Origin of the sequence: Streptomyces chattanoogensis, from assembly GCF_001294335.1 — a bacterium.
GTDB classification, from domain to species: Bacteria; Actinomycetota; Actinomycetes; order Streptomycetales; family Streptomycetaceae; genus Streptomyces; species Streptomyces chattanoogensis.
Genome location: NZ_LGKG01000101.1, coordinates 22324 through 34022 on the forward strand (window position 1 = coordinate 22324; position 11699 = coordinate 34022).

Here is an 11699-nt window from a genome sequence, read left to right on the forward strand (position 1 = left end):
GGATCCCGGAAAGAGGAACAGCTATGACGAACCCGTTCGAGAACCCGGACGGCACCTACCTCGTCCTGATCAACGATGAAGGCCAGCACTCGCTCTGGCCCTCCTTCATCGATGTGCCGGCCGGCTGGACGGTCGCAAAGCAGGAGGACAGCCGCGCCGCCTGTCTGGAGTACATAGAGAAGAACTGGGTGGACATGCGCCCGGCCAGCCTGGTCAAGGCCATGGAAGAAACCGGAGCCTGACACATGGCCACACTTGACCGAACAACCGCGGCCACCGGCCTCGACGTAGAGATCGCCCCTGGGAAGCCAGCGCTCCTGAGGGTGACCGAAACGGTCCGGCCCGAACACGCCGCGGACTGGATCGCCGACCGCCGGACCGAACTGGACGACCTCGTTCTCCGCCACGGCGCGGTTCTGGTACGGGGGCTCGGTATACGCGACGCGGCCACGTTGCGGCGGGCAGGCGAGCGGCTCACCACCCTCCTGGCCCCGGAACGGGAGGCATTCGCGCGTCGGCAGCAGCTCGGTGCGGATGTCGTCTCCTCCCTGGAATGGCCGGCGGACCAGCCGATGTGTATGCATCACGAGCTGAGTCACGCGCTGGAGTTCCCCCGACTGCTGGTGATCGGCTGCTTCACCGCACCGGAAAAGGGCGGTGTGACGGGCGTGGCCGATGCACAGCGGGTACTGGCCGAGCTTCCTGCGCCCCTGGTGGAACGGTTCGTACGGGAAGGGTGGACACTCACACGCTCGTACAACAACCTGGTCGGCCTGTCGTGGAAGGAGGCGTTCAACGCCGCGGACCGCACCACGGCGGAGGAATACTGCCGGGCAAACGGGATCACGGCCGAATGGCAGGCGGACGGCCGGCTACGCACTCATCAGCGCCGATCTGCGGTGATTCACCACCCGATCACCGGTGCACGCTGTTGGTTCAACCAGGTCGGCTTCCTCAGTGAATGGAATCTCGACCCTGCGGTCCGCGCATTCATGCTGGGCCAGTTCGGGCCGGACGGACTGCCGTTCACCACATCCTACGGAGACGGCGAACCACTCGACGCCGAGACGGTGGGCATCATCGCGGACGTCTACGAGTCGGCGACGCTTCGCGAACCATGGCAGGTCGGCGACCTCTTCCTGGTCGACAACATCCGTATGGCACACAGCCGCGAACCCTTTGTGGGCGAGCGCACACTCGGCCTGATCTTCGGCGATCCGGTACGCCTGGCCGACTGCACACCGGGATATCCGCCACCGACGACGAATCCATGACAAGGAACTGACGGGGTGCGCCTGCACACGAACCATGCACCTGGCGCATTCACATGAAGTGGCCGGGCTCGATGCTGCCGATCTAGCCCGGCCACCGCTCAGAAAGGCAGCAGTCGCGTGAACATCCTCAGAGACACCACCCCGACCAGCCACACCGCCGCACCACCGAATACCAGTACACCGGGTGTGGTCTTCTCCGCGCCGGCTCTTACCGGGCCCGAAGTCAGCGAGCGCTTCCCGTACGGAATTCAGGGCCTGATACGCGAACAGGCGCAACGTACGCCCGACCGCATCGCCTGCGCCGACGACGGCCGGACGTTGACCTACCGGGAGGTCGAGCTCGCCAGCGACGCACTGGCGGCTGCCCTGCTGGAGTCGACCGGAGGAGGCGGCGCGGCGGTGGCGGTCCACCTGGCCAAGAGCGTCGACGTGACCGTCGCCTTGCTGGGGGTGCTCAAAGCGGGATGCTGGTACGTACCGATTGCTCTGGGCGAGCCGGACGAACGGGTGACCCAGATGCTCGAGGACACCGAGGCGGCCGCTGTGGTCACAGCCTGCCCGGACGATCCGGCCACCCCCTTCCTGGGCATGCCGGCGCTCGCTGTCCCCACACCACCCCCCTCCACCGACGTCCGCCCCCTGATGCCTGTCCCGGCGGACCAACCGGCCTATGTCCTGTTCACCTCCGGCTCCACCGGCACCCCGAAAGGCGTGATGGTCGGCGGCGAAGCGCTGTGCAACCGCCTCGCATGGATGCGTCGTGCTTACCCACTGGGCGAGCATGATGTCGTCCTCCAGAAGACCCCTTGCACCTTCGACGTCTCGGGATGGGAGATCTTCCTTCCGCTGATCACCGGTGCCCGCTGTCAGTACCTCGCAGAGGGCGGACAACGAGATCCCCGCGAACTGACCGCCGCCATGCGCCGTCACCGGGTGACGGTCTGCCACTTCGTGCCGTCGATGCTCGCCGAATCCCTGGCCGACCCCGTCCTCGTACGCGCCTGCTCCTCCCTGCGCCTGGTGTTCTGCAGCGGCGAGGCCCTGCCTGCCGGACTGGCCGCGCGATTCCAGCGTGCCATCGCGGCCGACCTGGTCAACCTCTACGGCCCGACCGAAGCCGCCATCGACGTCACGCACTGGCCGGTGCCCAACCCGCTCCCGTCCCACCAGCCCGTCCTCATCGGCCGCCCGATCGACAACACGGACCTGTACGTGCTCGATCACCAGGGACGCTCCGTGCCCACAGGAGAGCAAGGGGAACTCTGGATCGGCGGCACACCGGTGGCGCTGGGCTACGCGGGCCGCCCCGAGGCCACCGCTGCGGCCTTCGCCGACCTGGATGGTGAGCGCCGCTACCGCACCGGTGACCTCGTCCGCGTCGTCGGCGGCGAGCTCGAGTACCTGGGCCGCATCGACGACCAACTGAAGGTGCGCGGTGTGCGGATCGAACCGGCCGAGATCGAGAACGCCCTCTGCCGGCATCCAGCAGTGGGCCAGGCTGTCGTCGTACCGCGGAACTCGGCCAACGGCGACCTCGAGCTGGCCGCTGTGGTGGCCCCGGCCCGCACCCCGAGCCATGAGCACCCGACCGCCCCCGAACTCCGCACCTTCCTGGCCCACCACCTGCCGCGTGCCCACCTTCCGGCCATGGTGCACTGGATCGACGCGATTCCGCTGACCCGCAGCGGCAAGGCCGACCGCGCAAGACTGCGCGACACCGTGAGCCGAAGAGCGGATCCTGGCACGGCTCCCTGCACGGACCCGCTGGCATCGCGACCGGACGAGGAGACTCTGACCGACAGATGGTGGAGCCTGCTGGGCCCGCCCCCGGCCTGCGGGGCCGAGATCGGTTTCGTCACCCTCGGCGGACACTCGCTCACCGCCGTGCGGCTCCTCGCCTGGTGCCAGACCAGATTCGGCGTGGAAGTGCCACTGCGCATGCTGCTCGACGACGACGCATCCCTCGCCGAGCTGGCCACATTCCTCGACGCAGCGGGAGTTACGACGGGAATGACGACGGAAGCGACGAAGGGAATCACGGCCTGAGATGTCGGCAGCACGAGACGCGCGCACGGTCCTCATCGCCGGGCCGGCCTCCGACGCGCATACCTGGAACCTGATTTACCTGCAACTCCTCGTTGAGGAGCTCGGCCACCCCACCGTCAACCTGGGCCCTTGCGTCCCCGACGAAGCCATTGTCGAGGCATGCCTCCTGTACCGCCCCCGACTGCTGGTCCTCAGCAGCGTCAACGGCCATGGCCACCAGGACGGCATACGCCTGATCACACGTATCCGCGCGACGGCGGACCTCGCCGCACTGCCGGTTGTCATCGGCGGAAAGCTGGGCATCTCCGGAGCGGATACGGACCATGCCGACCACCTGCGTGACGCCGGATTCGACGCCGTCTACCCCGACAGCCCGGACGCCGTGACGGACTTCTGCCGCTTCATCGCATCCCTGTCGGAAAGGGTCGTCTCATGACCGGCAGCAGGCCCCTGCCCGCCGATCCGCCTCCGACAGAGCGTCCCCCTGACTTCGGCTCCTTCATAAGGGAACGACACCGGACCGTCGGCACCGTCGTGCAACCCCGCATGGGCTTCAGCGATCCCGCAACCATGCGCGCGGGCCTCCTGGCGACCAAAGCGGCGGCTGCCGCGACGGCGGGCACGCTAACCGTCGACAGCTATACCCGAGTCGGCGACCTGCGTGCGGTGGCCGAAGCACTCACCGCAGGCATCGGCCTCAACGGATACCCCATCGCCCATCACGACGCCGCCATCACACGTGAGGTGCTGACCGGAGTCCAGTCGGAATCTTTCGCGGTGCAGGTACGCCACGGATCCGCCGCCCCCTTCGACATCGTCACCTCACTGCTCGCCGCGGGCCTCAGCGCCACCGAGGGCGGACCGGTCTCGTATTGCCTCCCCTATGGACGCACGCCCTTGGCCGAGTCCGTACGCAATTGGGAGGCGTCCTGCCGCCTCCTGGCACACAGCGGCGAAACCGGTGTCCGGCCGCACCTCGAAACCTTCGGGGGCTGCATGCTGGGACAGCTCTGCCCGCCGAGCCTGCTGGTCGCCATCAGTGTCTTGGAGGCACTGTTCTTCCGGCAGCACGGGCTGCACAGCATCTCGGTCAGCTACGCCCAGCAGCCCAGCCTCGAGCAGAACAGAGAAGCCATCGCGGCGCTGCGACGCTTGTGCGGCCGTTTTCTGCCGGATGTGGAGTGGCACGTCGTGCTCTACACATACATGGGTGTCTATCCCACTACGGCGAACGGCGCCTATCGACTGCTCGCAGAGGCCGCCGTGCTGGCTGCGTCCACCCGTACGGAACGCTTGATCGTCAAAACGGTGGCGGAATCGAGCCGTATTCCCACCATCGAGGAGAACGTGGCCGCCCTCGAGTACGCAGCCGCGGTCACGGGCCGGTGGGCCAGGGACCGGTCGGCCAGGGACGAGCCCAAGGACGCCATGGCCCCGGGATCCGGCGACTCCCAGACCTACCTCGAAGCGCTCCGGCTGATCGAGGCGGTACGCGAACTCGACGACGACCTTGGCAAGGCGCTCACCCGCGCATTCCGGTTCGGATATCTCGACGTCCCGTACTGCCTGCACCCGGACAACCAAGGACGCTGCCGCAGTTACCTCGACGACTCCGGCAGTATCAGATGGGCGGACATCGGCTCCCTGCCGTTGGGCGGCATCGTCGAATCGAGCGATGCCAGGCAGGTCGGCTCGGCCGAGTTGCTGGGCGCCTTGTCCTACGTACGCAGGGTGTACGACGGGGACGCGATCGCCGGCAGGACGGGCTCGGCGGGGGACCCGACCGCTGCGCACCTGCCGGCGATGCCGCGGTGCGCATCCGGGGGGCTGCCCGGGCAGCCGATTGGCTCGTGACGGGCTGGTCCTAGGAGGCCGCTGGGTGCCAAGCGCGTCGGCCCTGCCTGCCGTCGGGCCTCCGGCCGCATCGCTCTCGCCCGCGCATACCCGCTACTGCGAACTTGAAGCCGCAGGTCAAGCCACCACCGCGGCGCTCGACACCTGAGGCGACACGACCTGGCGAAGCAGACGTACTGTCCGACCTTCGCCGGGGGCTTCCCGCTCCGACGGGTAGACCGAGCGCATGTTCGTGAGCTGCCGCTCACGGTGGGACGTCGGATTGATGTTGACGCTCCGTCGCTCCGAGTGCTGAATCGCGTCATCGGAAGGAGACGTCCCTGCACGCCCAGGAAGACCAGTACGGGAGCAGAGCATCGCGCTGATCGTCCGGCTTGACCACGGAAACCGCGATATTTTGAACCGCGCGATCCTTCTGGCGTGGACCAATGGCGCTGTCCGCCACGACCAGTCGGCCGCTGTAATCGTCGGCGGGCGCCGGGCATACGCGGGGCGGCGGTCTCGTCCAGACGGTGCTGGACCACCACGGGATGCAGGAGACGGGATGCTGAACGAAACTGAATTTCGAACTGATGGCCTATCTCGTGGGGACCGGTTCGGCTTTTGGTGCGAGCGTATCGGCCGAACCACCGATGTACCGCTGGACCTTTATAGCGACCACGCGGCGGATTTCTGGGCACACCAGCGAGTTCTGGAGCTCGGCGCGATTCAGGTCTGGCCCGCGACCCACCATGCCCTGGGCTATCGCCGGATTCCCAAGCACATCCTCCAGTCCGATCCCGAGCACTACCACATCGGGATCCCGCTGAAGGGGACCAATCAAGTCGCTTGGGCCGACGAGAAGGCCGTCTACGGACCCTACGACATACGGGTCCACGACAGCTCACGGGCAGTCGAAGTCAACTGCGCCAACGGACCCGATTTGTTCTCGGGCATCGGGATCGAAGTCCCCAGGGCACAACTGCACCTGCCGCGGAACAAGTTGGACCAACTCTATGCCCGCAGCATGTCCGGGCGGGAAGGGGTCGGCGGCCTGCTGGTGCAGTTCCTTACCCAGCTCACGGCGGACACCAGCCCCTACCAGCCATCCGATGCCCCACGTCTGGGAACAATCGTGGTCGACCTGCTGTCCGCACTGTTCGCCCACGTTCTGGACGCAGACCGAACCCTTGCGCCGGAAACCCGTAGTCGGACCTTGGTACTGCGCATTCGGGCCTACGTCCAGCGGAACCTGCACGACCCACGGTTGACCCCGCAAGCGATCGCCGCCGCACACCACATCTCCACCAGCTACCTGCATCGCCTCTTCCAGAACGAGCACGAGACCATCGCGGCCTGGATTCGCCGCCAGCGCCTGGAACATGCCCGCCGCGACATTGCCGACCCCGCAATGTGCTCCACCGCCATCCATGTCATCGCCGCCCGCTGGGGCTTCACACGCGCCAGTGACTTCTCGCGCGCCTTCCGTACTGCCTACGGCATGACGCCCAGGGATTACCGGCACCAAGCCCTTCTCGGCCCCGGGTCGACCGCGTGAACTCATTGCCGAGGACTGCGAACGCTGCACCAACGACTTCCGACGGTATGGCTTGCGATGACGTGTTGCATCGCAGGTCGATGTACTTGGCCAAACTCGGTGCCGCCAATGTCTGGGACACCCTCGTCCGCGGTCTGGCCTTCGCCAACCCGGCCTGGCTCACCGACAGTGGCTGGTGGAGCTACAAGAAGACCAAGCAGAGTGCTTCCGCCGTCGCCGTCAATGACGACGCCACGTTCGGTGAGTTCCGCGCAGCGGTGGTCTTCCGGCCTTTGCCGAGACGCTCGACGAGTTCCGGCACCCCCGGCCGGTGCCAGTAGGCTTCAACCGACATGCCACCGATGAAACTCACCCGCCTTCGCCGAAGGCCGGATCGCGCTGCTCGGTGACACGGCACACGGCACACGGCATGACACCGAACCTCGGCCAAGGCCTGTTGCGAAAGTCGATCAAGGTTGTAGGTGATCGAGCGCCGTGGCTCCGGTCATGTGACTGGCCGGCGGGTGTAGCCCGAGACGGTCTCGCTGTCGGCAGGCAGTTCGGTCGTCGCCGACTCCGGCTGGGGCCGCGGCTGTTGCCTCTGGGCGGCGCTGTGACGTCTATCGCGCGGCGGCGAGGACGAGGGACGCAGCGGCCAGACCCAGGTAGCCGCCGGGAAACGCGATGGTGCGGTAAACGCGGGCACGGAGGTGCGCGGCGATGGCGCCGATGAAGAACAGGACGAGCCCCGTCGCGGCGGCGATGCCGATGGACCGGACGCCCAGGAGCCCGAGCAGGAGCCCGGCAGCTCCCGCGGCCTTGAGCGCGGCGAGCCAAGGGAGCCAGGACTGCGGAAGACCGACCTCGGCCGAGTTGGCGAGGACGAACCTGGCGCTCGCACAGTCAGCCACGGCGATCCCCGCGTTGGCCGTGACCGTGATGACGGTGATGATCACGTAGGCGGTGAACATCTGCCTCACCTCTCAGTTGACTACATGGCGGGGCGTGGGCGGGCCGTCGCCGATCGCTACGACAAGCATCCCGAGCCCTGGGAGCGGTGGCCAATACCTGCACCCATAACCTGACGGCATGGATGTGGACACCCGGCTGTTGCGCTACTTCGTCGCCGTGGCGGAGGAGGGGACCCTCACCCGTGCCGCGGAACGACTGTTCGTGTCCCAGCCGGCGCTCACCAAGCAGATCAAGCAGTTGGAGACCCAGCTCGGAGTGCGGCTGTTCAGCCGGTCCCGCACCGGCATGGCCCTCACCGAGCCGGGCCGGGCCCTGGCAGAGCGAGTGCCCGGCCTGCTGGCGGACTGGGACCAGGCGCTGCGGGAGACCAGGAGCGCGGCCGGCCGGGCAGCCTGCGTGCTGCAGGTCGGCTTCCTGGCCAGTGCTGCCAACGAGGCGACCCCTCGCATCATCGCGGACTTCGCACGGCGCCGACCGGGCTGGCGGGCGGACATGCGGCAGGCTGCCTGGTCGAATCCGAGCGCCGGACTTGCCGAGGGGGACGTCGACGTCGCCCTGCTGCGGCTGCCCTTCCCCGGCCAGGACGCCCTGCGGACGACGGTGTTGTTCACTGAGCCCCGCTGGGTCGCTCTCCCCACGGGACACCCATTGGCACCCTGCGACCTGATCGCCTTCCACGATCTGTGGGATGAACCGTTCGTGGCCGCCCCGCCCGAGTCAGGCTGGTGGCGGGACCACTGGCTGGCCACCGACGAACGCGACGGCCACCCGGTCCGCATCGGCGCCGTCACCGACCTGCCGGACGACTGGCTCAGCGCAATCGCCAATGGCTATGGCATCGCCCTCGCCCCCGCATCCGCCGCCCGCTTCTACGCCCGCCCCGGCGTCGTCTACCGCCCCGTCAGCGGCGTCAGCCCCAGTCAGGTGGGCGTCGCCTGGGCCCCCGCCGACGACACCCATCCCATCGTTCAGGACTTCGTCCGCTGCTGCCTGGACAACAGACCCCGCCCGGAGGAGACCACCGTCTGATCACACAGTCGGTGCCGACTGCCCAACAGACCGCGCTCGTTACCCTTGGGCAGCAGCGGCTCCAGGCGGGCCCACTGTGCCTCCGTCGGATTTCCGCGTGCCAAGAACCGAGATCGTCCCACGTCCAAGATCCACTTTGGCCGCCCGCGCGCCAGGGCGCGGAGTGGGGCCGGAGTCGCCGGGGCTCATGGCGGTCGGGCGCGGGACAGACTCCTGGCTCCGGGGCGAGGTAAGAGCAGGACAGCCAGGTAGCCAGGTTCGTCAAAGAACTCCTCACAGAATGGTCAGGTCGGACGACATGGCCGGCTTCACCCGCGCTGACCCCTGCCCCCGCCAGGGTGCCGGCCGACGAGCCGGCCGGACTCTCCTCGGCCCGGCACAGCAGCAGGCCGAGGTGGACGCCGTGCTGCCCCTGACGGTGCCCGCTCGCCGAGATCCGCCTCGTACGGACAGGCATCACCCCGACACGTTCGTCCGACTGCTTCGGGGAGCAGCGACCGGTCAACGCGGGCGAGATCACGCGCTGACCCGCGAACTGCCTCGGTCGTCTTCTAGGGTCGTCCGTATGACGATCGACACGGGGACCACCGGCTTGCTCTTCGACTCCCTCCGGGCGGACGCCCTCACCAGCCCGGACCAGCTGCGCGAGCTCTACCCGCAGCCGAACACGAACGCGCTCCGCAAGGAGATCGACCGCCTGACCGAGGAGACTCGGGCGCTGATTGGCTGCTCCTCGCTGGTGTTCATCGGCAGTGCGGACGCCGAGGGCCGGGCGGACGTGACGCCGCGCGGCGGCCCGGCCGGATTCGTCTCGGTGCTGGACGAGCGAACCTTGGCGATCCCCGACGCGACCGGCAACAAACGGCTCGACACCATGCACAACGTGCTGGAGACCGGACGCGTCGGCCTGCTCTTCCTCATCCCCGGCCGCCCGACCACGCTGCGCGTCAATGGCCGCGCCTGCGTCTCGGCGCGCCCGGAGCTGCTCGCCCAACTCACTCCCGTTGGCAAACCGCCGGTGACTGCGCTGGTGGTCCATGTTGAGCAGGTCTATCCGCACTGCCCGAAGTCGCTGATACGCGCCAACGCCTGGCAACCGAAGAACTGGGTGCCTGCCGACGCCCAGCCGACCAGCGCCGAGGTGACGCTGGCCCAGCTCAACCTGCCGGGCCTGACCGTCGACCAGATCGAGGAGGCCGAACGGGAGTCGCTGCGCCTGCGTTACGAGTGAATTCGGACCGAGTCCCTCCTCGACGGCCGGCTCTCCACGGCCCGCAGCGGCTGCGGCAGGGGGCTTCCGGTGGCCTTGCGGGACTCGGCGACGTAGGCCGTGGTGTCGCTGCTCTGGATCACCGCCAGTTTGTAGCCGTCGCCCCCGTGCTCCACCCCGTTCAGGGTGGTGGAGTACGTGTCGTTCGTGTCCAGGCAGGAAACCTGGTTGTCGTTGATCCAGCCGAACTTCCACGCGTGCCAGCCGAGGAACTGCGGGGCATGGCCGCTGACCTTGCCCATGACGTCCCAGCCGCCGACGTACTGGTGCTGTTCGCCGTTGAAGGCGTAGAGGTCGGGCAGGCCGAAGGTGTGGCCGGTCTCGTGGTCGGCGACCTTGTAGCCCCAGTTCCACACGTCCTGTCCGAAGGTCACCGCCCGCTTGATCGTCACCCAGGCGTTCGTCGCCTTGTTCCAGATCTGCGTCGGGGTGGCGGGGTTCTGGACCCAGGTGGGGGTGTGGGTGATCGCGTCCGCGGTGCTGGTCGGCACGATGTAGAACATGTCAGAGTCGGCGAGGTTGAGGCCTGCGTCGGCGGCACCGGCGAGCGCGTCCTTCACGTATACCCGGTGCGTAGTCGTCGGCGCCGGATATCTGGTCGTCATAGCGGTCGAGAGGCGTGGTGGTCCCGACGGCGTCGGGGAAGTCCACGTAGATCACGCCCACACGCTTGGTGCCCTCCGGCTTCTGGAACCGGTTGTAGTCGGTGTTCTGGCCCTCGTCGGTGTAACCGGTCGTGCCCTGGAGCGCACACGCCGAGGTGCTTTCGTTGGACCCGTGGGGGGACTGGCGGGGACGATGGCCAGGGCGAGCAAGGCGAGCAGGGCGGCGGACAAGGCGAGTACGGGCACCGTGACGCGCGGGCGCCGCCATGCGTGTGAGGATTTCATGGTGTTGCCGCCGCGGGGGGAGAGGCGTTCCTCCGTGGGGAGGGGTGTGCCTCCGTGAGGGGAAGAGTGCCCGCTATGCGTGATGCAGGCATGACAATCTGCTGTCTCTGTCGCGGTAATGGGGAATCCGGATGTGAGGCGAAACGCCGTCCAGCGCGCTCGGTCCGCGCAGAATCTCGTCGAATTCATCGGGAAGGGCGGCCCACGCAAGCAGCCGCCCCAACTCCGAGTCGTCCGGCGCCATTTGAAGCGTCCGCAGTTCCTGCTGGACCTGTCGGGCCGTCAGGCGGCCGAGGTGGTGCGCTGCCACATCGATCTCGTGTACGCCTTGGCCATGGCGCTGGACGATCCAGGCTTCCCTCGCAGTGTGCTGGCCGACTTCCGTGAGCGCCCGGCTCACGGGGGGCATCGGAGTGGAAAAACACAGGGATGCGCATGTGGCTTCCGTGGGCGCCGGCTCCTTCGGGGCGGCCCTCTCCCGCTACCTGCTGACCCAGGGCGTTGAAGTGCTCGACGTAAACTGCCCCGACCGGACCGACCGCCGTCAGATTGCCTGCCGCCTCGAAACCAGCACCCACCACGAGCTGCTAGCGCTGGCCCAGGTGCTGGAGATCGACCCGCGCGCCTCGTGATCGCGGCGGGATGTACACGAGCCGGGGCCGGAGGAGGTCTATGTGGTCTCGGGTCTCTTCAACGACGGCTTCGGCGATCACCCGGCGGGATCCTTCCCCCACGCGCCGGCAGGCTCCTGGCACGTTCCGCGGTCGGAGACGGGGTGCACACTGTTGCATCTTCGTATCGCTCTGCCGCCCCCAGTGCCGAGGGGAAGCCTTGGCCACATACGTGGA

General features: G+C 67.8%; 12 protein-coding genes and 1 pseudogene. 10 read left to right on the forward strand and 3 right to left on the reverse strand.

The genetic code is table 11. From position 1 onward, the window contains the following. Positions 1–23: 23 nt before the first annotated feature. From ADL29_RS11825 to ADL29_RS11855, 7 genes are all read left to right on the forward strand, one after another. A complete protein-coding gene (locus ADL29_RS11825) occupies positions 24–242 on the forward strand; it encodes an MbtH family protein (RefSeq protein ID WP_053923624.1) in 219 nt (72 codons plus the stop codon). 81 nt (positions 243–323) lie between these two features. Further along, a complete protein-coding gene (locus tag ADL29_RS11830; RefSeq protein WP_342671150.1) occupies positions 324–1274 on the forward strand; it encodes a TauD/TfdA family dioxygenase in 951 nt (316 codons plus the stop codon). A gap of 117 nt (positions 1275–1391) precedes the next feature. After that, entirely contained in the window at positions 1392–3320 is a 1929-nt protein-coding gene (locus ADL29_RS11835; protein WP_078970917.1) for a non-ribosomal peptide synthetase, read from the forward strand. Position 3321: 1 nt separating this feature from the next. Then, entirely contained in the window at positions 3322–3756 is a 435-nt protein-coding gene (locus ADL29_RS11840) for a cobalamin B12-binding domain-containing protein (RefSeq protein WP_053923627.1), read from the forward strand. Further along, entirely contained in the window at positions 3753–5174 is a 1422-nt protein-coding gene (locus ADL29_RS11845; RefSeq protein WP_078970918.1) for a methylaspartate mutase, read from the forward strand. The genes ADL29_RS11840 and ADL29_RS11845 overlap by 4 nt, the downstream gene beginning before the upstream one ends. A 544-nt stretch (positions 5175–5718) precedes the next feature. Then, a complete protein-coding gene (locus tag ADL29_RS11850) occupies positions 5719–6711 on the forward strand; it encodes a helix-turn-helix domain-containing protein (protein ID WP_053923628.1) in 993 nt (330 codons plus the stop codon). 86 nt (positions 6712–6797) lie between these two features. Continuing rightward, the gene (locus tag ADL29_RS11855) at positions 6798–7031 is read left to right on the forward strand and encodes a hypothetical protein (protein WP_157878467.1); all 234 of its coding nucleotides are present in this window, start codon (positions 6798–6800) and stop codon (positions 7029–7031) included. A 279-nt stretch (positions 7032–7310) separates the two neighbouring features. On the opposite strand, the gene ADL29_RS11860 is transcribed toward ADL29_RS11855, so the two are convergent. Beyond that, the gene (locus ADL29_RS11860) at positions 7311–7661 is read right to left on the reverse strand and encodes a DoxX family protein (RefSeq protein WP_053923630.1); all 351 of its coding nucleotides are present in this window, start codon (positions 7659–7661) and stop codon (positions 7311–7313) included. 118 nt (positions 7662–7779) lie between these two features. Between ADL29_RS11860 and ADL29_RS11865 the strand changes: the two genes are divergently transcribed. Together ADL29_RS11865 and ADL29_RS11870 are read left to right on the forward strand one after the other, a co-directional pair. Further along, positions 7780–8691 (forward strand): LysR family transcriptional regulator, encoded by a 912-nt coding sequence (locus tag ADL29_RS11865; protein WP_053923631.1) that lies wholly within the window; start codon positions 7780–7782, stop codon positions 8689–8691. 565 nt (positions 8692–9256) lie between these two features. Next, positions 9257–9922, forward strand: coding sequence for a pyridoxamine 5'-phosphate oxidase family protein (locus tag ADL29_RS11870; RefSeq protein ID WP_053923632.1), 666 nt, complete (start codon positions 9257–9259; stop codon positions 9920–9922). On the opposite strand, the gene ADL29_RS11875 is transcribed toward ADL29_RS11870, so the two are convergent. Both ADL29_RS11875 and ADL29_RS43420 read right to left on the reverse strand, forming a co-directional pair. Next, on the reverse strand, positions 9913–10521 hold the full coding sequence (locus ADL29_RS11875) for a metallopeptidase domain-containing protein (protein ID WP_053923633.1): 609 nt from the start codon (positions 10519–10521) through the stop codon (positions 9913–9915). The two genes, ADL29_RS11870 and ADL29_RS11875, sit on opposite strands and share 10 nt — an antisense overlap. Before the next feature lie 403 nt (positions 10522–10924). Beyond that, positions 10925–11251, reverse strand: coding sequence for a hypothetical protein (locus tag ADL29_RS43420; RefSeq protein ID WP_157878468.1), 327 nt, complete (start codon positions 11249–11251; stop codon positions 10925–10927). A gap of 190 nt (positions 11252–11441) precedes the next feature. On the opposite strand from ADL29_RS43420, the pseudogene ADL29_RS40790 reads away from it, so the two are divergent. Next, positions 11442–11636: pseudogene (locus ADL29_RS40790) on the forward strand (cupin domain-containing protein); the annotation flags it as partial. Positions 11637–11699: the final 63 nt, after the last annotated feature.